20 protein-coding genes are annotated in these 22,250 nt (G+C 53.6%); 11 read left to right on the top strand and 9 right to left on the bottom strand.

Features of this window, described 5'->3' with window-relative positions; genetic code table 11:
• Positions 1-9: 9 nt before the first annotated feature.
• The 3 genes from FFI61_RS14665 to FFI61_RS14675 all read right to left on the bottom strand — a co-directional run bounded on the left by FFI61_RS14665 (position 10) and on the right by FFI61_RS14675 (position 3,207).
• The gene (locus FFI61_RS14665; protein ID WP_320159572.1) at positions 10-957 is read right to left on the bottom strand and encodes a hydroxymethylglutaryl-CoA lyase; all 948 of its coding nucleotides are present in this window, start codon (positions 955-957) and stop codon (positions 10-12) included.
• Positions 958-968: 11 nt separating this feature from the next.
• Entirely contained in the window at positions 969-2,198 is a 1,230-nt protein-coding gene (locus FFI61_RS14670) for a CaiB/BaiF CoA transferase family protein (protein WP_200371368.1), read from the bottom strand.
• Positions 2,199-2,319: 121 nt separating this feature from the next.
• The gene (locus FFI61_RS14675; RefSeq protein WP_200371370.1) at positions 2,320-3,207 is read right to left on the bottom strand and encodes a LysR family transcriptional regulator; all 888 of its coding nucleotides are present in this window, start codon (positions 3,205-3,207) and stop codon (positions 2,320-2,322) included.
• Positions 3,208-3,400: 193 nt separating this feature from the next.
• Between FFI61_RS14675 and sstT the strand changes: the two genes are divergently transcribed.
• From sstT to FFI61_RS14705, 7 genes are all read left to right on the top strand, one after another.
• The gene (sstT, locus tag FFI61_RS14680; RefSeq protein ID WP_200371372.1) at positions 3,401-4,624 is read left to right on the top strand and encodes a serine/threonine transporter SstT; all 1,224 of its coding nucleotides are present in this window, start codon (positions 3,401-3,403) and stop codon (positions 4,622-4,624) included.
• 54 nt (positions 4,625-4,678) lie between these two features.
• Positions 4,679-5,611 carry an ROK family protein gene (locus FFI61_RS14685; protein WP_200371374.1) on the top strand — a complete coding sequence of 311 codons (933 nt, stop codon included), beginning with the start codon at positions 4,679-4,681 and terminating at the stop codon, positions 5,609-5,611.
• A gap of 98 nt (positions 5,612-5,709) precedes the next feature.
• A complete protein-coding gene (locus FFI61_RS17845) occupies positions 5,710-5,958 on the top strand; it encodes a hypothetical protein (RefSeq protein ID WP_227714938.1) in 249 nt (82 codons plus the stop codon).
• 10 nt (positions 5,959-5,968) lie between these two features.
• On the top strand, positions 5,969-6,754 hold the full coding sequence (locus tag FFI61_RS14690; RefSeq protein ID WP_227714939.1) for a hybrid sensor histidine kinase/response regulator: 786 nt from the start codon (positions 5,969-5,971) through the stop codon (positions 6,752-6,754).
• Positions 6,755-7,101: 347 nt separating this feature from the next.
• Positions 7,102-7,731 carry a hypothetical protein gene (locus tag FFI61_RS14695; RefSeq protein WP_200371376.1) on the top strand — a complete coding sequence of 210 codons (630 nt, stop codon included), beginning with the start codon at positions 7,102-7,104 and terminating at the stop codon, positions 7,729-7,731.
• A gap of 75 nt (positions 7,732-7,806) precedes the next feature.
• A complete protein-coding gene (locus FFI61_RS14700; protein WP_200371378.1) occupies positions 7,807-8,706 on the top strand; it encodes a DMT family transporter in 900 nt (299 codons plus the stop codon).
• Positions 8,699-9,511 (top strand): thioesterase family protein, encoded by an 813-nt coding sequence (locus FFI61_RS14705; RefSeq protein WP_200371380.1) that lies wholly within the window; start codon positions 8,699-8,701, stop codon positions 9,509-9,511. The genes FFI61_RS14700 and FFI61_RS14705 overlap by 8 nt, the downstream gene beginning before the upstream one ends.
• A gap of 43 nt (positions 9,512-9,554) precedes the next feature.
• Here FFI61_RS14705 and FFI61_RS14710 read toward each other — a convergent pair whose 3' ends face one another.
• Together FFI61_RS14710 and FFI61_RS14715 are read right to left on the bottom strand one after the other, a co-directional pair.
• Entirely contained in the window at positions 9,555-10,568 is a 1,014-nt protein-coding gene (locus FFI61_RS14710) for a c-type cytochrome (protein ID WP_200371382.1), read from the bottom strand.
• Positions 10,569-10,583: 15 nt separating this feature from the next.
• Positions 10,584-11,225: a c-type cytochrome gene (locus tag FFI61_RS14715; RefSeq protein WP_200371384.1), complete on the bottom strand. Its 642-nt coding sequence runs from the start codon at positions 11,223-11,225 to the stop codon at positions 10,584-10,586.
• Positions 11,226-11,525: 300 nt separating this feature from the next.
• Here FFI61_RS14715 and FFI61_RS14720 point away from each other — a divergent pair, with 300 nt between their 5' ends.
• Positions 11,526-13,085, top strand: coding sequence for a DUF4139 domain-containing protein (locus FFI61_RS14720; protein ID WP_200204678.1), 1,560 nt, complete (start codon positions 11,526-11,528; stop codon positions 13,083-13,085).
• Positions 13,086-13,141: 56 nt separating this feature from the next.
• Here the strand turns inward: FFI61_RS14720 and FFI61_RS14725 are convergent, their stop codons facing one another.
• The 4 genes from FFI61_RS14725 to FFI61_RS14740 form a co-directional block, all read right to left on the bottom strand.
• Positions 13,142-14,701: an FGGY-family carbohydrate kinase gene (locus FFI61_RS14725; protein ID WP_200371386.1), complete on the bottom strand. Its 1,560-nt coding sequence runs from the start codon at positions 14,699-14,701 to the stop codon at positions 13,142-13,144.
• Positions 14,691-16,328 carry a glycerol-3-phosphate dehydrogenase/oxidase gene (locus FFI61_RS14730; protein ID WP_200371388.1) on the bottom strand — a complete coding sequence of 546 codons (1,638 nt, stop codon included), beginning with the start codon at positions 16,326-16,328 and terminating at the stop codon, positions 14,691-14,693. The genes FFI61_RS14725 and FFI61_RS14730 overlap by 11 nt, the downstream gene beginning before the upstream one ends.
• Positions 16,329-16,342: 14 nt before the next feature.
• A complete protein-coding gene (locus FFI61_RS14735) occupies positions 16,343-17,959 on the bottom strand; it encodes an FAD-binding oxidoreductase (RefSeq protein ID WP_200371390.1) in 1,617 nt (538 codons plus the stop codon).
• Positions 17,960-18,082: 123 nt separating this feature from the next.
• Positions 18,083-18,736 carry a type II secretion system protein N gene (locus FFI61_RS14740; protein WP_200371392.1) on the bottom strand — a complete coding sequence of 218 codons (654 nt, stop codon included), beginning with the start codon at positions 18,734-18,736 and terminating at the stop codon, positions 18,083-18,085.
• Between the two features lie 256 nt (positions 18,737-18,992).
• On the opposite strand from FFI61_RS14740, the gene gspE reads away from it, so the two are divergent.
• The 3 genes from gspE to gspG all read left to right on the top strand — a co-directional run bounded on the left by gspE (position 18,993) and on the right by gspG (position 22,247).
• On the top strand, positions 18,993-20,501 hold the full coding sequence (gene gspE, locus FFI61_RS14745; protein ID WP_200204673.1) for a type II secretion system ATPase GspE: 1,509 nt from the start codon (positions 18,993-18,995) through the stop codon (positions 20,499-20,501).
• A 3-nt stretch (positions 20,502-20,504) separates the two neighbouring features.
• Positions 20,505-21,716 carry a type II secretion system inner membrane protein GspF gene (gspF, locus tag FFI61_RS14750; RefSeq protein WP_200371400.1) on the top strand — a complete coding sequence of 404 codons (1,212 nt, stop codon included), beginning with the start codon at positions 20,505-20,507 and terminating at the stop codon, positions 21,714-21,716.
• 84 nt (positions 21,717-21,800) lie between these two features.
• Positions 21,801-22,247 (top strand): type II secretion system major pseudopilin GspG, encoded by a 447-nt coding sequence (gene gspG, locus FFI61_RS14755; RefSeq protein ID WP_200204671.1) that lies wholly within the window; start codon positions 21,801-21,803, stop codon positions 22,245-22,247.
• Positions 22,248-22,250 lie beyond the last annotated feature (3 nt).

Below are 22,250 nucleotides of genomic sequence, written 5' to 3' on the forward strand. Positions count from 1 at the left end.
GTGGCCTGATCAGCTGCGGCCGTTTTGCATCAATTCTTTTACAGACTGTGGGAGCGGTCGAGTGTCGCTACGTTTTCCGGCTTTGCGAACCTGACCGGGAAGATCATGGTTAACGATTTCTTCCAGGCGTTGCGATTGTAGCAACAAACCATCGAGATCTACGCCGGTATCCAGCCCCATTTCACTGAGCATGTGTACCAGATCTTCGGTGCAAATGTTGCCGGTCGCACCCGGAGCGAATGGGCAGCCGCCGAGCCCGCCGAGTGACGCATCGAACTGGTTAACCCCGGCAGCGAGCGCTGCATACACGTTCGCAAGCCCAAGGCCGCGGGTGTTATGAAAGTGCAGTGTCAGCTCCAGTTCTGGCCAGCGCCTGCGAACTTCCTCGCACAATGATTGCACCTGATTGGGTACCGCCATGCCGGTTGTGTCGGCCAGGGTCAGACTATGAAGGCCGCGTTCCAGGTACGCATCCACAAATCGCAGTATGCGTTCCTGTGACTGTTGGCCTTCAAAGGGACAGCCAAAGGTGGTGGCCAATGAGCCGTTCAGGCGCATGGGTGTGCCCGATGCCATCTCCGCAATATCTTGGAATTGCTGTAACGATTGATCGCAGGTCATGCGCATATTCGCCAGGTTATGGCTTTCGCTGACCGACATAACGAGGTTGATTTCATCCACACCCAACTCTAGCGCACGGGCACAGCCTTTCTGGTTGGGCACGAGAGCGACGTAGCGGGTCGGGGTGTCCTTTCGTATAGCTTGGACAACCTCGGCGGCATCGCTCAGATTGGGGACGGCGCGCGGTGAAACAAATGAGGTAACCTCGATTTTGTTCAAGCCAAGGCCCGCAAGAGCATTGATCAGCTCAACCTTGGTTTCGGTTGGTACGAAATCCGGCTCGCTTTGAAAACCATCGCGCGTCACCACTTCATTGATGAGTACCCGTTTTGGGATATCAGTAAACATCAGATCACTTCCTTGGCTTTCAGCGCCTGAATATCGTCATCGGAGTAGCCCAGGCTAGCCAGAATTTCGCTGTTATGTTCGCCAAGACTTGGGCCTACCCAGCGGGTTGCTCCGGGTGTGCCGCTCAGTTTTGGCACTATGCCCGGCAACGAAATCTCGCCGCCACCGGGTAGGGGGCGCTCGATAATCATTTCTCTGGCGCGGAAATGAGGGTCTTCAAATATTTCGGCTGCGGTATTGATTCCGCTGGAGGGTACAGCCGCGCCTTCCAGAACGGCCAGGGCGTCTGCAAGGTTATGCTGGGAGGTCCAGGCTTCTATGGCTTCATCCAGCTCATCACTGCGCTTCGCTCGGCCATCGTTATGGGTCAGCTCGGGATCATCCGCCAGGTCGGGCCGATCAATAGCGTTCATCAGTCGTTTGAAAATGCTGTCGCTATTGGCGGCAATGACGATGTATCGGTTGTCCCGGCTGCGATACGTGCTGGAGGGTGCAATACCGGGCATGCTGGCACCGGTGCGCTCCCGAACAAACCCAAACATACCGTATTCCGGGATCAGGCTTTCCATAACGCCGAAAACCGCCTCATACAGAGCCACGTCAACGAACTGACCCTTGCCACCGTTAACCTTCAGGTGGTGCATTGCCATCATTGCGCCGATCACGCCATACAGGGAGGCCAGAGTGTCGCCAATGCTGATGCCGGCACGAACAGGTGGGCGGTCCGGATAGCCCGCAAGATGACGCATACCACCAATTGATTCGGCAATCGCTGCAAAGCCCGGGCGTGCTGCATAGGGGCCGTCCTGGCCGTAGCCAGATACCCGAATCATGATCAGTGCAGGATTAATAGCCGACAACTGCTCCCAGCCCAGATTCCACTTTTCCAGTGTGCCGGGGCGAAAGTTCTCGATAACGATGTCGCACTCTTCCACAAGCTTGTGAATGACGGCCTGGGCTTCGGGATCTTTGAGGTTGAGCGTAAGCGACTTTTTGTTACGGCTCTGGGAGTACCACCACAGCGACGTGTCGTTGTGCATTTTGCGCCAACGCCTTAGTGGGTCGCCGGTACCCGGTGGTTCCACCTTGATGACATCGGCACCGAACTGGGCAAGGATGCTGGCGGCATAGGGGCCGGCAATCAGTGACCCCAGTTCAAGCACGCGAACGCCTTCCAGGGGCTGTGGTGTTTTCTCCTGATCCCCTGGGCAGGAAGATTCCTTGGTCATGTTCATCTCACCTTGAATGGCATTGTTATCGTGTTGTTTTACAAAATAATGAGCCGGAAGGGAGAAATAACAAAATGGTTATATGTGAGGCTGCCATCGCGAAATACGATGGCAGAAATCCTCAGCTGGGTGTGAGGTGTTCGAGCAAGCGTAACGTCGCTTGCGACAAGGGGTGTTGATTGCTGGTGCATAGCTTCAGGTTGCGGCTTGCCCAGCTGTCATTAAGGGGAATGGCCTTAACGCGATGGGTGGTTACATAAGGCTGCGCAATATCCTGGGGCATGATGCCAATGCCGAGATCCTGTTCGACCATGCGCAGCAGTGCTTCATAACTGGTGACCTGTATGCGCATGCGAAAGGTTTTTTCAGCTGTAGCGGCGGCTTGTAGCAGTTTGTTGTTTATAGCGCTACCGGTGTGGAGGCCCACGTAATCGTATTGCAGGGTATCGATAAAGTTCAGGCTTTGGGCTTGGCTGAGGGGGTGTTGGTTCGCGGTGATCAGGGCCAGTCTGTCGGATTGGTATGGGTAAATGGTCAGGTTTTCCGTGTTGCCAAGCACCTCGGTAAAAATGCCGATGTCTGCCTGGTTTTGCGCCACGGTTTCAATAATTTCTGAACTGATACGTTCTTCCAGTTGAATCTGGATAAAGGGGTGCTGGTCCAGAAACGCTTTCAACTGGCTGGGCAAGAACTGAGTGATGGCTGAAATATTGGCGACGATTCTGACTTCCCCTCGCACACCCTGGGAGTATTCATGCATTCGCGCATGAACCTCTTCAAGCTGATGCAGTACACCTCTTGATAGCTGAGCCAGTGCTTTTCCAGCTTGGGTGCCGCCAACGCCCCGGTTAGTGCGCACCAGCAATTGAGTGTTCAGGCTGGTTTCGAGTTCACTGATGCGTTTACTGATTGCTGAGGCAGCGATGAATTCCTGTTCTGCCACAGCGGCTATCGTGCCCGTTTCCAGAACTCGCACAAACAGCCGCAATGATGTGGGGTCCAAATGCATACAACAAACGCTCCGGAGCAAATGACTCCATTGATTCTAGGGGGTTGGTCTGAAAAAGGAAGTGGCTTTCAGTTATGCTCCTGGTTCCGCAATCATTCTGCCCAGGACAGCTTCCATTTACCGGGCAGGCTTTCAATGCGTTACTATAGGCCGCCAATATATTCATCCATTGCAAAAGCAACGCGAGGTTTTCATGTTTTCAGCACTGAGTGCGGTTTTCCGCCCATTAATGCGATTGGGGCTTGTTGCCCAAATTGCCTTGGGGATTGTCGCAGGTGTGCTGTTGGTGATGATATCGCCTGAGGCTGCGGGTTCAGTCGCGTTGCTTGGCCAGCTGTTTGTGAAAGCCTTGAAAGCCGTAGCCCCGGTGTTGGTTTTTGTTTTGGTAGCTGCTGCCATAGCCGGCCACAAACAGGGGCAACCCACCCACATACGCGGAGTGTTGCTTCTTTATGTAATCGGAACACTTGCGGCAGCAGTAGTCGCTGTGGTCGCCAGTTTTCTGATTCCCACCCAGCTATCGCTGGATTTGAGTGGAGTTAGCGGCAATCCTCCCTCGAATATTGGGGAAATCCTGAAAAACCTTGTGCTCAGCGCGGTAAACAACCCGGTCAGAGCACTAATGGAATCCAATTTCATTGCCATACTGGTCTGGGCGGTTGGGCTAGGCTTTATGCTGCGCACCGCCAGTGATACCACCCGCCAAGGCCTTGAGGACTTGTCCGAGGCAGTCTCCGGGATTGTTCGTGGCGTGATCCGGCTTGCGCCCCTGGGTATTTTTGGGTTGGTTGCCAATACACTTGCAGAGTCTGGCATCAGTGCTTTGCTGGGTTATGGTCAGCTCCTGGCTGTTATTGTTGGCTGTATGTTGTTTGTGGTATTGGTTACTAACCCGCTTATCGTGTTCTGGCAGATTCGCAGCAATCCCTATCCTTTAGTATTCGAGTGCCTGCGCGGTAGTGCGATTACGGCATTTTTTACGCGCAGTTCCGCTGCTAACATCCCCGTTAATCTGGAGCTTTCGGAGCGCCTGAAGCTGGATCCCGATACCTACACAATTTCTATCCCTCTCGGCGCTACGGTAAATATGGCGGGCGCGGCTATCACTATTTCTGTGATTACTCTTGCTACGGCACACACGCTAGGAATCCCTGTGGATTTCGGAACGGCGCTGTTGCTCTGCGTAGTGTCGGCATTGGCGGCTTGTGGCGTTTCGGGCGTTGCTGGCGGGTCGCTTCTGTTGATTCCCCTGGCGACCAGTCTGTTTGGTATTCCTGCAGAAGTGGCCATGCAAGCGGTGGCGATTGGCTTTGTGATCAGCGTTGTTCAGGATTCAGCCGAGACTGCATTGAACTCGTCTACCGATGTCTTGTTCACGGCTGCGGCCTGCCGCCGGGCGGAGTCGAAGCCGGATTAGCTTTCCTATGGATAATTTTAACTGTGGCAATCAACCGAAATCTGGCCGTCGATCATGAGCAGTGATTGGCTCATTGGAATTGATCTTGGTGGCACCAAGACTGAAGTAATCCTCATGAGCCAACAGGTTGGCGGATTCCGGCTCGATTACAGTGAGCATTTCAGAAAGCGTGTGCCCACCCCCCAGGGGGATTATCACGCCACGCTTCAGACCATACATTCATTGGTGTTGGAGGCTGAATCACAGGCAGGGGCCAGCGGTTTGCCCGTGGGCATTGGTATTCCCGGTAGTGTTTCTGCCATCACCGGTAGAATCAAGAACGGCAACTCCACCTGGCTTAACGGGCAGCCTATGCAGGATGACTTGCGTGCCCTGCTGCAAAGGCCTGTAACTCTCTCCAACGATGCGAACTGTCTGGCGTTGTCTGAGGCCACAGATGGTGCGGGTAAAGGCTATGGCGTAGTGTTTGCTGCCATACTCGGCACAGGCTGCGGTTCAGGCATAAGTGTAAATGGTCGGGTTCTTAGCGGTCCAAACGGCGTTGCAGGTGAATGGGGGCACAACCCGTTACCCTGGACTGCGCAGCATGAGCTTAAGCTGCGCCCATGCTTCTGTGGCCGCAATGGATGCAATGAAACATTCCTCTCGGGCACCGGGCTATCAATGACCCACAAGCTCACCACTTACAAGGCTCTGCCAGCCAAGGAAATTGCTGAAAATGCCCGCCAGGGTGACAGAGCTGCAGCTGAATCCCTGAACCAGTACATGGAGCATCTGGCCCGTGGTTTTGGAGCAGTTATTAACCTGCTGGACCCAGACATTATCGTACTGGGTGGTGGCATGAGTAACGTCGAACAGATCTACCAGGAACTGCCCCGGCGATTGCCAGAGCACGTGTTTGGTGGGGAGTGCGGAACACCGATAGTTCGAGCTGCCCATGGAGATTCCAGTGGGGTTAGGGGGGCAGCTTGGTTGTCAAAGGCCTGAAGTATCGCCGCCCAGAGATGATTCCATCCTAGAAATTCAACTCCAGCCCCGCATATCAAGGCAACTTGCGGGCAGGCTTCCTGGCCTGTAATCCGGCGATGGCAAAGATTTGTGGTTACGAAAACCCGGAGGATCTGCAGCAGCGAGTAATACGCCTCAGGGAACAGCTTTTCTGCAGCGCCAGTGAGTTCGACACCCTCCGGCAGGAGTTGCTTGACCACGGCAGCCTGAGTGCGCGGGAAACCCGGTTACGGCGAGCAGATTCAACCCCGGTGCATGTGGCAATTACCTTGCTTAGGCGGCCTGACTTGGGGCCGGAAGTAGTTGAAGCCTTTGTTGCCGACTGAAAAAAGCCGAATGGTTCAGCAGGTTCACCGCGCGCTAGAGGGCGCAGAGGATTTGCTGGCAGACCTGCTGGATATATCGAAGCTTGATCAGCAAGCCATGGTGCCTGACTGGGTTATGACCGATGTTGCGGCTCTGGTCGAAGGGTTAGGGGAGGAATTCGAAGCGATTGCATCCAATGCCGGGTTAGATTTTCGCATTCGTAAAATACCAGCCATGGTTAAAACTGATCAGAGAATGCTGACCAGAGTATTAAGAAATCTGCTCAGCAACGCCTTTCGATATACTCCGAAAGGTCGGATTTTGCTTGCGCTGAGATCAAGGCCTAACGCCCTTCGGATTGAGGTGTGGGATACCGGAGTGGGCATTGAGGAAAGTAAGCTGGAAGAGATTTTTACTGAATTTCATCAGCTTTTGCCACAGGGCACCGGTGGCCGGCAGGGAGCAGGGCTTGGGCTGGCCATAGTGGATCGAATGGTTCGAGTACTCGAATGCAAAATGGATGTTGTTTCCCGCCCAGGGCGAGGTTCTCGATTTGCGTTGACGCTTCCGATGGAAAAGATGTGCGAGCCGCAATTGTCGAAACCGAGTATCAATACCGCGCAAATTTTTGCCAAAGGGTTTGCGGGAGCAAAACTTCTGGTAATCGATAACGACCTTTCGGTGCTGGAAAGCATGAAACTTCTGCTGGAGCGCTGGGGTTGTTCCGTTATCACTGCACCTGGCGGTGAGGCCGCAATTGCTTATCTTGAGCAGACAGATGAACACCCCGTCGCTATTCTGGCTGAACGAGCTTAATAGCATCGGTTTGAGTCTTATTAGGCAGGTGGCAGTCTGCCCCCCTTGGATTGATTTCCGGAAACCCGAACGCTTGTCTGGTTGACACTGTCACCCGGTCTTTGTGCGGTTGGTTGGCAACATAGGCCATTCATCGTGATTTCGCGGAGGTCCGATGGTTGAGGGCGTCAATTAAAGCTACATTAATAACGGGGCTGGAGCGCTCCACCACTAAAGGTTTTAGGGATCCCGTTAGAGCTTATCAGTTTGTTGGTTTGGCGCTTTAGGGAAAGTCAGCGGCGTTGCTGCACACAATTCTCCAATGTGTGAGTTTCCGTGCATTTGTAGAGGGTTTTCCTTTGAGAGGTTTGTTCCTGCTGATTGGGCTGATGATTTGTGTGTCCCCAATCAAGGCTATTGAGCCAAGCCCAAGGAATGCCTCGGGCCTTGGCGAGGCGTATGGGTTTGTGCTCGGACAAAATCTCACATTGCAACGAATTGCAGATGACTATCCCGACCTTGCACGCGAGGCTTTGCTGGCCAAACTTGAGTTTCAGAGAACATTTGGTGACATCCACGCAAATCTGGAGCCGAAACTGGTCGAGTTTTTAGGCGAGGAAGTGTTTAAAGCATTCAGGGCCAAACTCGAAAACCAGCTAATGGATATGGCCCAGGGTGAGGAGACTAGACGGATTCTCGCCGAGAACTTTCTGGAAGAAGTGCGCAACAGGGCAAGGGGTGATATCTATAGCCCGACTAAGGACAGGGCAGTTTCTGTTCAGTGCTCGGTCGGCGCACTTGAGAGTGACCATGAATTAGTCGAAGGTAGGTTCGCACGGGTTAAGCCGCTGTGTGCGCAGATATTTAATTCGGTGGTTATACCCGAGCTCTATCTAGCCCCGGAAAAACAGCGCGGTAAAATCGAAAGTGTGATGATGCCGACTAAGCCCTTGGATTACCGATCGAAATCAAGCAGTATTGCCTCTCTAAGCAATTGAAGCTGCCTACCTGTTAGCCTGCAACAATTACCTTTATTCAAAAGCTTGAAATTCTGCATACGGAATCCTGAGCAAATGAACCCACACATATTGGCAGCCATTCTGGCTGCCGTTTTTATGGGCACCATCGGGGCGATTTCCATCTACGCCGATGTCAGCGCTGAAACGGTAACCTTCTATCGCCTGTTCATTGGCGCCGTTTTGATGGCTGGCTTTCTTCTGTTTACTGGCCAGAAAGATAAGATGCTTGCATGGCCAGGCCTGAAGGTTTTGGTAACAGGCGGGTTCCTTGCGGGGTTTGTGGTTTTTTATATTGTAGCGATGAGCTATACGACTATGGCGAACGCTGTAATGTTGCTGTACCTGGCACCTGTAACCGCGTCTATTACTGCGCACTTCTTTATGGGCGAACGGCTAACAGGTTCCAGCACAGCATTGATCGGGGTGGCGTTGTTTGGCTTCGCGATGATGATGGAGTTTAACTTCAATCTCTCGGGGCGAATGGAGGAAGCAGTGGGTCTCTTTTACGCTCTGTGCGCCATGCTTTGTTATGCAGCCTTTATCGTGACCAACCGGTTGATTCCTGAGCAGGTGCATGTGCTGACACGCAGTGGCTATCAGATGCTGGTAGGTGCTTTGTGTATGCTGCCTTTTATGCTGCAACAGGGTGATAGCATTGTTGGCATGCAGTGGGGGTGGCTTGTTACAGCGGGTGTTGTCCCAGGATTTCTGGCTATTATGTTAGCCGTTGTAGCCTTGAAAGCACTCCCAACGGCTACTTATGGAACCTTGGCATACCTGGAGCCCATAACCGTGGTGGCGCTCGGGTGGTTTCTGTTTGGCCAAAGCCTGAACACGCTGCAGATGTCTGGCTGCGCGTTAATTATCGTCTCGGGCGTTATTCAGGCAGTGTTGTCGCAAAGAGACGCTAATTTTCAGCAGCCTATTTTAACAACAAGGACCAATCATGATTGAAGCGCTATTTCGGCGTGAAGGAGACTTTTTCGTTCCAACGCCTTCGAGTCGGGGCCCCTGGAGCCGACACCACCTGCATGGCGGGCCAGTGGTGGGATTGATGGCACATGCCATGGAGCATGCGTCGGATAACGCGAGCTTGAATTTAACGAGGCTTACTGTGGATCTGCTAAGGCCTGCACCGGATGCACCTCTAACGGTGACCACCCGGTTGGTTCGTGGCGGCTCGCGGCTTCAAATACTTGAGGCATCATTACTTGCTGGCGACACCAAGGTTGCTCGCGCAAGTGCCCTTTTTCTGGAGCACTCTCAGGTCGCCGTTCCGGAATACGGTCGCTTTTCGCCATCAGAATACGAACCTCCTGCAGGACCGGTTGAGGCAAACATATCGGAGGCAGCAGGTTGGACAAATCAATACAGTCCGGTGGGGCTCCATAGCACCGCCAAAGCTGTTCTCATCGATGGTGTTAAGGCTCAAGGTCAAGGCATTGCATGGATGAAGCTGCCGGTGCCTGTTGTGGAAGGCATCGAAACAAGCCCTGGCGTTATGGCTGCTACGCTTTGTGATTTTGGTAACGGTGTAGGTCAGTTGGGCTTGGGTGGTGATGTTGGTTGCATCAATGCTGATGCAACACTCTATCTTCATCGAATGCCAGTGGGGGAGTGGTTGGGGTTGGATGCTCGCAGCCGAATGCAAGATACAGCTGTTGGCCTTGTTGAAACCACTCTGTTCGACCGCCACGGCCCTGTGGGCAAAGTCATGCAGGCCATCATCCCCATGAGAATGCCTGGAGCTGAGGGCTAGCTTAAAGAGGCTGGCATATAGGGCCAGCCTCTTTCAATTTCTATTACTCAAACGTTCTTGAGCGAATTGAATCGGGTTTCAGGAAGGGTTTCTCACCTGTGTTTCTGTGATCCCCGAGCACGTGACCGTCAGTTTCCCTGGTCTGCCCGTACATTGAATGTTTATGGAAACGTGCCTCGGTATTTTTCAGGGTTTCTGCCACATCTCCCGTGTAACGGGGGTCCTGTGGGCGCTCCTGATTGCTCATGTAGTAAGCTATATCCCAGGATTCCTGATCGCTAAGGCTATTAGGCTGCCCTAAAGGCATGTTGTTCTTGATGAACCCGGCCGCAGTGAATATCCGCACAATTCCGGCTCCCCAGTTGTTAGACATATCACCCCAGGTTGCCGGAAAAACAGTCTCACTCCCCACGCGTAGCCCTTCACCATAGTTGCCATGGCAAACGGAGCACTTTTCTTCAAAGGCCGCTTCACCGCGAGCATAGCTTAGTTCTTCAGGGCGATCTGGTGCGGGGAACCCGCGGCCATAGATGGGCTGTTCCGGGTACATGGCGACGCCCTTGGCCAACCACTGGTGGTAAGCGGATATGGCAAGCATATTGTCGCTGCCATACTCTGGCGGCTTGCCGTTCATGGAGTAGGTGAAGCAGCCCGCAATTCGCTCTTCCAGGTTATTTACATGATCATTTTTACCACGGAAGTTCGGTAGCGTTACGGCTGCAGGCCACACAGGGGCGCTGAAGGGCATGCGGCCTTCACCCAAATGGCAACTGGAGCAGTTCATGTTGTTGAATACGTTCTCGCCACGCAGCTGTTGGGTGTTGGTGAACAGGTCGTAGCCGCGCCGGATAACACGCTTTAACTCCGGATGCAGTTTGGCGCTTTCGAGATCTTCCATCGTGGGCGGAATGTGCACCAGCTCGTTGCCCTTCGGGGCCGGGTAACCGAGTTCTGTCAGTGTGTCGATATACTGTTGGGTAGTTGTGTCTTTTGCAGATGCATTTACCGAAAGCAACAGGGTTCCAGACAGGGCGGCGTAACTCAATGTGCGAATCATGATGTCGGAATCCTCTTAGTTGCCCGCAGGGCTTTGGCTTGCGAGCCAAACGGCTACTGCGTGAATATCATCATCGCTCATCCGGCGGGCGATGGAGCCCATCAGGTCTTGGGTGTCATTCTTTCTGTTGCCTGCTTTCCAGGCTTGTAGCTGGGCTTCAATGTAACCGGCGTGTTGACCGGAGATGCCGGGGAAATCACCCCCGGCACCCTGGCTGTCCGAGCCATGACAGCTTTTGCACGAGACAATGTAAGCAGACCAATCACCACGTTCTGCAAGCTGCTGGCCGCGGTTGAGGGTTGCTTCATCTGCACCTTCACTGCCTTTACCTTGAGTTGCCGGGAGGCTGGCATAGTACGCGGCCACATCTTCGATCTGCTGCTCATCCAGCATACTGGCGAACGGTATCATGCTGGCATTGCTTCGGGCGCCGGATTTGTAGTCATGCAACTGCTTGGAAATGTAAGTTGCGCTCAACCCGGCCAAGCGTGGCCAGGATTCACCGCCTGCGATGTTCATGCCGCCGCCATCGGCCTGGTGGCAGGCCATGCACATGGCCGCAGATGCTGCGCCTCGCTCGGCGTCTGCTTCCGCAAACACCCAGGCCGAGCAGCTAGACAACCCAAATGCTGTCAGCAGTATCGGAATTTTTTTCATGGTCAATTAGCCTATTGGTAAACACTATCTGAGGATGGTGTATTTCTATGAATTTAGCCAAGATGCCTGTGATGAAAGAAATTATCTTGATAATTGTCAAAATAAAATGACTTGTATGCTGACAGGAGTGGGAGTCGAGCCCTACGAACAAATGTATTGTTGCCGCCAGTATTACCTTTCCGGAATATGTATTTTGAGTAAGGTAGGGCCGCCTTCGATGCCAAAGGCGTGTGTATCATGTACTTTAACCGGTAGTGTCATTTCCGCATTAACCTGCTGCAACCCGAAAGGTAACCTTGAATGAGAAAGCACAGCCTACTTGCAATCGCCATTGCGTTAGCGCCGTTAAGTGCTCAGGCAGACATCACCGCCGCAACTCTGTATCCATCCCACGCCGAGCTCACCTGGCTGGAGAGCGAGCAGGTAAGTTCAGGTGTAGGCATTATCGAAATCGATGGCTTGCCGGTTAGCCTGCAGGATCAGAGCCTTCAGGTAGTGCTTGAGGGAATTACCGGAGCCCGGATACAGCAGGTACAGATTAGCCGTGTGGAGCAGGCAGAGTTTGTGGCCGGTGAGACCCGCAGGCTCCGGGATGAGCTGGATATTGTTAATGCACGGATTCAGGCGCAAGAGGATTTGATAAAAGCCTGGAACCAACAGGTAACCCTTGCCAGCAAAGCCGCAGAACTGCCCCATGAGTTGAAGGCTTCCGAATTGAACGAGATGGCCGCTGCGTTGAAGGATACAACCCAGGGAGCATTGTCGGAGATCAGGGCTATTCGATCGGAAATGACTGGCGACGTAGCCTTGAGGGACCGTTTGATGCGGGATCTTGCTCAAATCAAGCAAGGTGCCAAGGCCACCAAGAAAGTGCGTGTGCATTACCAGGCACCGGTGACTGGTGAGCTTCAGGTAAAGCTCAAGTTTCAAACATTGGAGGCCAGCTGGCGCAGCGAATTCACTGCACGCCTCAAATCCGAGCTGGAAGGTAAGGCTGGTGGCGAAATGGCCCTGGAACATCTTGCAGTGGTGCAGCAATCAACAGGCACCAATTGGGAGGGTGTAGAGCTGCACCTTGCAACTGCCAATGTCCGCCGGGGAACCGCGATGCCACCACTATATTCCTGGGTCGTCAGCCCAGAGCCGCCTGAGGTATACAACACCAAGTCTTTAGCGCGCTCAGCAGATATGCAGGCTGAAATGGTAATGGCTAGCCCGGCTGTTGTGGAACGCCAGAGCACCTTCACTCAAAGTTATCGGCTGTCCCAGCCGGTGGACATTCCAAGTGGCAATTCCGGGCAGCGTTTGACGGTAGCGGAGCACCGCATTCCTGCTGAGGTTGCCACATGGGTCGCACCGGTAATGAACACGACCGGCTACCTGCATGCTACGGGCATATTCAAATCAGAGGCTCCGATTCCCGCAGGGCGAGTTACTCTTTACAGGGATGGCCAGAGCGTGGGAGAAAGCTATCTGCCGGAACTGACGGATGGCGAGGAGCTAACCTTGGGGTTCGGCGTGGATGAAGGCATCCGGGTAGCGGTAGTGAATGAGCTTGAGCGCACAGGCGAGGAAGGCGTGTGGAAGAGTGAAAATGTTCAGCGCCGGCAAAATCGTTTTGAGATCACCAACCATCACTCCAAAGCGGTAAATGTCCGGGTATTTGATCGGATTCCTGTATCCCAGAAAGACATCCTCACCGTTAAGCCCCTTGAGATAAGCGAGCCTGTTCAGCGGAATGTTGATGATAAAAAAGGCGTTTTGGCGTGGGATCGAGAGGTACCCGCAGGTGGAACCGTCAACCTGAAGTCCGGGTTCGAGATTCGGGTTCCTGAGGGAACCGAGCTGCCACGGCTTTGATCCCTGAATTCCAAGGGCACCTGCAGGCATGCCCTTGGAGTTAATGTGAATCTAATTTACTTCGGGTAGCCAGTGATATCCCGGATCTTCTGGTACAGCGGTTGCAGTTGCGGATACATGCGCAGGTAAACCTCGGAGTATAGCTTTTCGTAAAGGTTGCGTGCTTCGGGGTTGGGATGAAACACGTCCCCAACTCTTGTCATTGCGGCGACCGCTGTTTCAAAATCCGGGTGCAGGCCAAGGCCAACTGCGGCATCTATGGCCGCTCCCAACCCCGAGGTTTCATAGGTGTGGGGGCGCTCTGCGGGTAAGCCGAAAACGTCTGCCGTGAGTTGCATGGCTGCATCGCTCTGGGAGCCACCGCCGGCCACTCGAAGCTTGGTGATTTTGATACCGCTGCGCTTTTCAATTTTCTCTTTGCCTTCCCGGAGTGCGTAAGCCAGGCCTTCCAGGATCGCTCTGTAGATGTGCGAGCGGGTGTGAACATCACCAAACCCGATAATAGACCCTTTTGCTTCCGGCCCCGGTTGGCGCACGCCAGGTGACCAGTAGGGCTGCAACATCAGGCCCATGGAGCCGGCAGGCACGGACTTAACCAGCTCATCAAACAGTTCTTCAGGCTCTATGCCTCGCTTTTCGGCAATCTCCCGTTCCCTCAAACCGAATTCCCGCTTGAACCAGCTAACCATCCAGAATCCCCGATATATCATTACCTCGGTGGAATAGTGCCCGGGTCTTGCGGAAGGATAGGGCGGCATCAATTTAACCGGTTCCACATACCGCTTGTTGGTGGCATTGATGGTGGCGGTTGTTCCATAGCTCATGCAGCCAACATCAGGTGTGAGGCCTCCGGAACCAAGGATTTCACAGGCCTTGTCAGACGCAGCCGCAATTACCGGCAAACCTTCCGAAAGCCCAAGATGGATGGCCGCTTCTGCCGTGAGGTGGCCGAGAGTGGTGCCGGGGCTGACCAAATCTGGCAGCATGGACCTTTTGACGGGCATTACATCCCACTTGAAATCCCTTTTGGCGGCCCATCGGTGCCTTTTGTAATCAAAGGGCAGGTAACCCACCTGGCTGCCGGTAGAATCTTTAAATTCGCCTGTTAAACGGTAATTCAGGTATCCGGATAACAGAAGGAAGTGTCGGGTCTTTTTCCAGATTTCCGGTTGGTTCTGGGAAATCCAGTTCGCTTGTGTATTCTCTCGGAACCGTTTAACCGTGTCTTCAAGCCGCGCCAGTTTGAATATCCACCCCCAAGGACCTTTTACCGGGCCGTCAACCCGAGCATGGCGCTGATCCAGCCAGATAATTGCTGGCCGTAGCGGTTTGCCATGCTCGTCGAGGTTAATCACGGTGCCGCGCTGGGTGGTTACCGCGATTCCTGCCACTTGGTCGGGTGTTACATTTGTAGATGCCCAAAGTTCAACACAGGCTTTGCCAAGACTTTCCCAAAAGTACTCTGGATGCTGTTCCGCCCAGCCCGGCTGAACTGAGAAGTATGGCTCAATCTCTTGTCGACCCTTGGCAATCAGGTTGCCTTTGGTATCGAAGAGCAGGGCGCGAATGCTTTGAGTGCCGTTATCAATGGCTAAAATCAGTGGGTCAGGCTGCATGCTTTGGCTCCGGCCGTCCCGGGAGGGAGTAGGCCTCACTCCAGAGTGCCAGATACCTGGCTTCTTCGGCATGCCAATGTTCGTCATCCCAGTTAAGAGCGCTTTGGCAATGTTGTTTCAGTGCTGGTAACAGCGCTTTGCCGCCTTCGGGGACTATCAGCCCAAGCCGGGTGCGGCGCAGCATAAGATCGTCCAGGTGTTTGACATCTTCCTGCAAGCAGGCCCATGTAACCTCGGCCCACAACAGTTCGCCCGGGATTGAGGCTAGGCCACTACTATTACTTACAGGGACAGCGGGGCCGGCTTTAAGTACGGAGGCCAGATCTGCACCATAAAAACCGGTGAGGCGTTGCCAATTCTGATGGGTGATGCCCCCGGGCTTGTGAGCCACTGGCGTTGGTCTGAATACCGCATCTTTCTCGGGGCGCAGTTTCTCGTTACCGCCGAGGCCTCTTGTGAGAGCTTCTCTTGCGATCAAGCGGAAGGTGGTGAGTTTGCCGCCCGCGATACTTATAAGGCCTTTGTCCTCACGGAACTCATGCTCCCGGCTTTCTTTGGACGGTGCTTTTGACTGGGCATTCCCGATAGCAGGTTTTGGCGCTGCGGTAACGACCGGCCTTACACCAGCCCAGGTTGAGATCACATCGTCTTTTGAAATACCGGCACCGGGAAACAGGCTGTTGGAAATACGCAAAAGGTAATCAACTTCCTCAGCTGAAATGCGCGGTTCTCTATCCAGGCTGTCTGTATGGTCTAGATCAGTTGTGCCCAACACTGTAGTGCCGGCCCAAGGGAAGGCAAAAACAGGGCGTTTGTCATCCGGGTGGAGCAAGGAAACAGTGCAGGAAATGGGCAGAGTTTTCCACGGGAGGACAAGATGGCTGCCACGAAGGGGACGAATCGTCATCGGCTGCTCGCCGTTGTCGGATTGCTGCAGTCGGTCTGCCCACACACCGGTGGCGTTGATAACCACAGGTGTATCAACCGCAAAGGTGTTCGCATCGTCTTCAGCTTTAAGTTCAAGCCCACTGACTTTTCCATTCGTGCGGAGTACTTGCACGGCCTTAACGTAGTTGAGGCACCATGCGCCGTCCTGGCGGGCTTCTGAAATTACTCGTTGTACAAGCCTGGCGTCGTCTGTGACAGCATCAGTAAAGCCACTGGCACCTATCATTTTTTGCATATTCAGGCCGGGCACCCACTGCATGGTTTCACCCGGGGTCAGCAAATGGCGGGATTTGGAATGGGCTATCCAGTCATAAACACGAAGCAGTATCTGAAACAGCCGGGGCCCGGGAAACTGGCGCTGAAAGTGGGGCATGATAAAGCGCAGGGGATCAATGAGCCCCGGCGCTTCTGTCATCAACCGCTGGCGCTCAGTTACAGCATCGCGAGTCAGACCGTATTGGCCGCTGCCAAGATACCTCAGGCCACCGTGAACCATTTTTGAGGATCGGCTGGAGGTGCCCCATGCAAAATCTTTTTGTTCAACCAGCAAGGTTTTCAGGCCGCTGCCTGCAGCCTCCCGTGCTATGCCTGCACCCGTAATGCCGCCCCCAATCACAACCACATCAAAGGCTTGGGGGCTACTCTTAAGTTCGCGTAGCAATGCGTCTCGGCGGTTCATCGGGGGCGCTCCGCTCATTCGATCAAGGTTTTCGGGTTGAGCATGCCTTCGGGGTCGAAGGTGGTGCATAAAGACCGAATCGCCAGCATTCCAAGTTCACCTTTTTCAATCGGCAGGAAGGGCGCGTGGTCTTTGCCAACTCCGTGCTGATGGCTGATGGTGCCACGGTTGCGCACGATAAGTTCAGAGGTGGTGTTCTTCAGGTGTTTCCAGCGGGCCAGAGTTTCGTCGTAGCTGTCTGCAACCCGGAATACGTAGGTTGTGTAAATGCTGCAGCCCTGTCCATAAAAGTGCGACAAATGAGTGAATACATGAGCCCTTTCGTTTTTGCTTTCTTCCCGGCTCTGCAAACTGGTGCGAAGGCTGTTTTCCATCAGGCCTAGCAGACTGTCTACGTTTTCCCAGTCGGTCGCTGTTTCAAGCGTGTCCACCGCGTAGCCCAGCTGCCATAGTGCCTCTCTGAGGTAGGGCATGGTAAAACGCTTTTCCGACCATTTCTTGCCAAGCCGGGTACCGGTGTACACACCTTTGTACTCCGAGCAGATGCGTTTTGCCTCCTGTTTGGCGCTGGCACATTGATGTTTGCTGCCAGTCAGCCCGAAGGTCATCATGCATTTGCCTTCAGCAGCTCCGCGCAGGGACAGAACTTTTTCCATCACACCGATAAGGTGAGGGTGCCCGGCCAGTGCAAGTTGAGTTTCTGTTTCAATGGCATTGCTGAGGCGCAGCATGGAAAGCTGTGTGCGGTTTTGAACCAGCTTGCGACATGCGGTGCGTGCTTTGTCCCAATCCGGGAAAAACACAACGTGAAAGCTTTCCTGTTCTGCCAGGCGGCTAACCCGAACTTTCACCTCAGTAATCAACCCAACCCGACCTTCGGAACCCAGGATCATCTCGCGAATGTCCGGCCCGGCACTTGAGGCTGGAATGGATGGAATGTCGAGCGTGCCTTTCAGTGTTTCAACTCGAGCGCCTGCAAACAGCTGTTCAATTCTGCCATAGCGCAGGGATTGCTGGCCGCTTGAACGGGTAGCTACCCAACCGCCTACGGTAGAGAGTTCGAACGACTGGGGGAAGTGGCCAAGAGTGTAGCCGTGAGCGCGCAGTTGCGACTCAACCAGTGGGCCTGGAGTGCCAGCACCGAACGTTGCAATCTGGCTTTCCCGGTCAAGATCCATAAGGCGGTTCATTCTGCCCATGTCTACAGTAAGTACGGGCTTGTCGCCAGCTAGCGGGTTGATGTGCCCGGCAACGCTGGTACCACCACCGTATGGGATAACATCGATTTTGTTGGCTTGTGCATACTGGAGCAGCTTCTGTACGTCCAGACTGCTTTCAGGGCGGGCAACGCCATCGGGGAAAACCTTGAATTCGCCACTGCGCATGGCTAACCAGTCATCAAGACTCTGGCCACGGGAATAGCGAACACGAGTATCGGGGGTGGTGTCGATCAAGGCGTCAACGGTGGCGTCAGCCGGAAGACGTGAGTCAGGAACCTTGGCGCAGACAGACTCAAGGGTGGCTTCACTCAGAGGTTGGCTTGCCCCTATGCGCTCTGAAAGAAAGCCCTGGCCCTGTGCGGGAAGCTCCAGGCTGAATTGTTCATCGCCCCAACCGTTCCAACGTCGCATCAACATACACTCCCGTTATCAATTGAATAGCGTTCATTCTATCGATTTATCGGGCGGGTACACTGTCCCATGGCGACATTGGTTGTGTCATTTGCCGCCATGAACACTAACACTGGAAATCTGCTAGCCGTTGGTGCGCAGACGTTCTCTGAGTTGCTCAAGGCGTTTGCGGATTTCTTCCCGGCGGGGCTGATCATTCGCTGCAGGCGTCGCTGGGGTGGGCAGGCTGGAAGTGCTTGGTGTCTCGGCTGGACCTTCAGCTTGGTCAAGGTCGTCCGCACCGGCGGAGAAGGTCATACCGGAACGATCGTCAGGCTCTGGAAAATAAAGGTTTTCCAGTTTTCCGCCGCGATCCAGAATTACGCGGTTTGGATGAACAGAGCGAAGTTTGGCGTTGCCGGGCAATTCATCGCCCACAAGAAAAACATCTGTTTTGCTTTTGTCATTCTCGATGAGGGCGCTGCCCGGGAATTCGCCGTCGGCTGCCAGAACCCCCCGGAGAAAGATTCTCAGATTGGTTTCTGGCAAATCCTCAGTGCTTTCTTCAGCCTCGATCTGGCCGATTTGCGCTGTGCCAAACAGTTCCAAAGATGCTAGCGGTAATTTGGGTGTATTACGCTTATCTTCCAGAGGTTGTGTGACAGCCGTTTTCCCCTGTGGGGCAATGTTGCTTTGGGTTTGCCAGAACCCATAGCTCTGCCATGCGGTAACGCCCACCATGGCCAACCCTGCGACAATGGCCAGTGCGGGTGGAACCTTTGGGTTTATAGAGAGCATTGATTGTCCTGAATGCACGTTCGCAAGCTGCCAAATACCGTTGATCATTAAAGGCAGGCTGAGAACCACTGCCGTGAAAACGCTGAAAGTACCACAGGTTATCAGAATAACGTCTTTTATTGGGAGTATAGTGTACAGGGTTATTCAGCAGGCCTATATCCTGTGGTAGCCTTCTCTGATCCTATAAAACAGAAAGGGTTTCAGAGTGTGCGCGTGCGCACAAAACCCCGATTGCCCGATAATAACGAGGACAACCTTGACCACAGAAACCGAACTTCAGCCGCAGGATGCTCCGCTGGGTCGTCTGCCCTTTACCTTTGCAAAGCGCAACGGCGTAATTCTGACGCGCTCAGAAGAAGGCAACCCGGTTATTCTGGTCAGGCCCGGTGCTCCTCACTCTGCATTGGCAGAAGCCAACCGCATCAGCGGCGGCCGTGCCCGGTTTACGACCATCGATCCAAATCACTTTGATCATGCGCTGAATGCCGCGTATCAGAACGACTCTGCCGAAGCCATGCAAATGGTAGAGGGGATTGGTGATGATATGGATTTGGCGTCCCTTGCCGATTCGGTACCGGAAACGGAAGACCTTTTGGAGCAAGAAGACGACGCACCGATAATCCGACTGATCAACGCGATTCTCACTGAGGCCGTAAAAAGCAGTGCCTCGGACGTGCACATTGAAACCTATGAGAAACGCCTGGTGGTTCGGTTTCGTGTAGATGGTGTTTTACGGGAGGTTGTACAGCCAAAGCGGGCATTGGCACCTTTACTGGTTTCCCGGATCAAGGTTATGGCAAAGCTGGATATCGCCGAAAAGCGGGTACCGCAGGACGGACGGATTGCTCTGAGGGTAGCAGGCCGTGAAGTCGATATTCGCGTATCCACAATGCCTTCATCCAGTGGTGAGCGGGTTGTGTTGCGATTGCTGGACAAGCAGGCGGGCGCTATTCACCTGGAATCTCTGGGCATGGCCCCGGATGATTTGAAAATCCTGCGTAAGCTGATTCACCGGCCATACGGCATTTTGCTGGTTACAGGGCCGACGGGTTCGGGTAAATCCACAACGCTCTATGCCTCATTGCAGGAAATAAATGATCGTAGTCGCAATATCCTGACGGTTGAGGACCCTATTGAGTATAACCTGCCGGGCATTGGACAAACCCAGGTAAACCCGAAGGTTGAAATGACCTTTGCACGAGGTTTGCGAGCGATTCTCCGTCAAGACCCGGATGTGGTAATGATTGGTGAAATCCGGGATCTCGAAACGGCTGAAATTGCCGTCCAGGCCAGCCTCACTGGCCACCTTGTGCTATCCACACTGCACACCAATACTGCGGTAGGCGCCATTACACGCCTCATGGATATGGGCATTGAGCCCTTCCTGATTTCATCAAGTCTGGTTGGAATCGTGGCTCAGCGCCTTGTAAGAGTCCTGTGCAAAGAGTGTCGCGAGGCCTACACACCAACTGAAGAGCATTGTGCATTCTTGCAGCAGGACTTTTCGAGACCTCCAACCATATACCGGGCTAAAGGGTGCGAGGAATGTAATCACCTGGGTTACCGCGGGCGGATTGGTATTTATGAGGTGGTAGAAATAACTGAGGAGATCAGCGCCTTGATTCACAAGCGTGCGGGTGAGTTGGATCTGGAGCGCGAAGCCCGTATTAAAGGCCCGAGTATTCACTCAGACGGTGTCCGAAAGATCCTGGAAGGTATTACCACGGTGGAAGAGGTGCTCCGTGTAACGCACCGGGGCCAGTAAGCCATGCCTGCCTACGAATACAAGGCCCTGGATGCAAAGGGCAAACAAAGACAGGGAGTAGTCGAGGCCGACGCACCACGTGCTGTGCGCCAGCAACTCAGGGAAAAGGGCCTTATACCACTTGCGGTTGAGCCGGCCGTACAGAAGCGCACCCCGACTAACCCCTTAAGCAGTGGAGGTTCGTTAGCCGCTGCAGATCTTGCACTGGTCACACGCCAACTGGCAACCTTGATCCAGTCTGGTATCCCTATTGAACAGGCGCTATCGGCTGCGGCTCAGCAAACCGCAAAGCCACGTATCCGCAGCATGCTCATCGCCATCCGTGCGAAAGTCATGGAAGGCTATACGTTGGCAGATAGCCTTGGAGAATTTCCGAAAGCCTTCCCGCGTCTTTACCGCTCAACCGTTGCAGCCGGGGAGCATGCAGGGCATCTGGATCTTGTACTTAACCGGCTGGCGGATTACACCGAGAACCGTCAGGAAGCGCGTCAGAAAATCCAGCTGGCAGCAATCTATCCAATTATTCTGAGTTTTGTGGCGATTGCCATTGTGGTGTTCCTGCTGACATATGTGGTGCCGGATATCATTGATGTGTTTCTCAAGCAGGGCCAGGAATTGCCAGCTCTTACACAAGCTATGTTGGCTATGTCGGAATTTCTTACCAGTTACGGTGTCTATGTCTTTGTTCTTCTGGTTTTAGCGATTATGGCGTTCCGTTTCGCATTAACCAAAGCGGCATTCCGGATGCGTTTTCATAAACGCCTGCTGCATTTGCCGTTGTTTTCCGGCATGGTTCGCGGGGTAAACACAGCCCGATATGCGAGTACACTTAGCATCCTGACAACCAGTGGTGTGCCTCTGGTGGATGCCATGAGAATTGCGGGCGAGGTGCTATCCAATGATTATTTACGACAGCAGCTACGGGAAGCAGCCCGCAAAGTTAGTGAGGGCGGTTCCTTGCATCGGGCATTGGATCAGTCCGGCTATTTTCCGCCGATGATGTTGCACATGATTGCGAGTGGAGAAGCCAGCGGTGAGTTGGATAGCATGTTGGAGCGCACCGCCAATATGCAGGAAAAGACACTGCAAGCCAAAATTGCCGCCATCGTTGGGCTTTTTGAGCCCATGATGCTGTTGATTATGGGCGTGGTCGTTCTGATCATTGTGATGGCCATAATGCTACCCATACTGAATATGAGTAATCTTGTCGGATAGTGCTGAAGCTTGACAATTAATCTATATAAACCAAAGCTTTAACTAACCTTTTTAAACCAAAATAAAGAGAGTGACGTAAAGACGATGAAACAACTGAATAAACTAACATCCAGCCGGGGTTTCACCCTTATCGAAATCATGGTTGTCATGGTCATTCTTGGCCTGTTGGTGGCCGTTGTGGCGCCGAACATTATGGGCCGGAGTGACCAGGCGAAGGTGACTATTGCTGAAACCCAGCTGAAGAACCTTGCGGGAGCGTTGGACATGTACCGACTGGACAACAGCCATTATCCCTCCACACAACAGGGCCTGGATGCATTGGTATCTCGCCCGAGCGGTAGCCCTGAACCTAAGAACTGGAACCCCGATGGCTATATGAAAAGTGTACCCATGGATCCGTGGGGCAACGAATTTCAGTACGTGAGCCCGGGCAGGGATGGCGCCTACGACCTCTACTCCAAAGGATCTGATGGTCAGGACGGCGGTGACGGCGACGCTGCAGACATCAGCGTATCGAATATCGGCAATTAATTG

Source organism: Marinobacter sp. DY40_1A1 (assembly GCF_016597815.1).
In the GTDB taxonomy this organism is placed as follows: domain Bacteria; phylum Pseudomonadota; class Gammaproteobacteria; order Pseudomonadales; family Oleiphilaceae; genus Marinobacter; species Marinobacter xiaoshiensis.

Coding starts and splice junctions, on each gene's coding strand:
- FFI61_RS14670 (WP_200371368.1), bottom strand. CDS start 2,198: ATGACCAAGGAATCTTCCTGCCCAGGGGATCAGGAGAAAACACCACAG.
- FFI61_RS14675 (WP_200371370.1), bottom strand. CDS start 3,207: ATGCATTTGGACCCCACATCATTGCGGCTGTTTGTGCGAGTTCTGGAA.
- sstT (WP_200371372.1), top strand. CDS start 3,401: ATGTTTTCAGCACTGAGTGCGGTTTTCCGCCCATTAATGCGATTGGGG.
- FFI61_RS14685 (WP_200371374.1), top strand. CDS start 4,679: ATGAGCAGTGATTGGCTCATTGGAATTGATCTTGGTGGCACCAAGACT.
- FFI61_RS17845 (WP_227714938.1), top strand. CDS start 5,710: ATGGCAAAGATTTGTGGTTACGAAAACCCGGAGGATCTGCAGCAGCGA.
- FFI61_RS14690 (WP_227714939.1), top strand. CDS start 5,969: ATGGTTCAGCAGGTTCACCGCGCGCTAGAGGGCGCAGAGGATTTGCTG.
- FFI61_RS14700 (WP_200371378.1), top strand. CDS start 7,807: ATGAACCCACACATATTGGCAGCCATTCTGGCTGCCGTTTTTATGGGC.
- FFI61_RS14705 (WP_200371380.1), top strand. CDS start 8,699: ATGATTGAAGCGCTATTTCGGCGTGAAGGAGACTTTTTCGTTCCAACG.
- FFI61_RS14710 (WP_200371382.1), bottom strand. CDS start 10,568: ATGATTCGCACATTGAGTTACGCCGCCCTGTCTGGAACCCTGTTGCTT.
- FFI61_RS14715 (WP_200371384.1), bottom strand. CDS start 11,225: ATGAAAAAAATTCCGATACTGCTGACAGCATTTGGGTTGTCTAGCTGC.
- FFI61_RS14720 (WP_200204678.1), top strand. CDS start 11,526: ATGAGAAAGCACAGCCTACTTGCAATCGCCATTGCGTTAGCGCCGTTA.
- FFI61_RS14725 (WP_200371386.1), bottom strand. CDS start 14,701: ATGCAGCCTGACCCACTGATTTTAGCCATTGATAACGGCACTCAAAGC.
- FFI61_RS14730 (WP_200371388.1), bottom strand. CDS start 16,328: ATGAACCGCCGAGACGCATTGCTACGCGAACTTAAGAGTAGCCCCCAA.
- FFI61_RS14735 (WP_200371390.1), bottom strand. CDS start 17,959: ATGCGACGTTGGAACGGTTGGGGCGATGAACAATTCAGCCTGGAGCTT.
- FFI61_RS14740 (WP_200371392.1), bottom strand. CDS start 18,736: ATGCTCTCTATAAACCCAAAGGTTCCACCCGCACTGGCCATTGTCGCA.
- gspF (WP_200371400.1), top strand. CDS start 20,505: ATGCCTGCCTACGAATACAAGGCCCTGGATGCAAAGGGCAAACAAAGA.
- gspG (WP_200204671.1), top strand. CDS start 21,801: ATGAAACAACTGAATAAACTAACATCCAGCCGGGGTTTCACCCTTATC.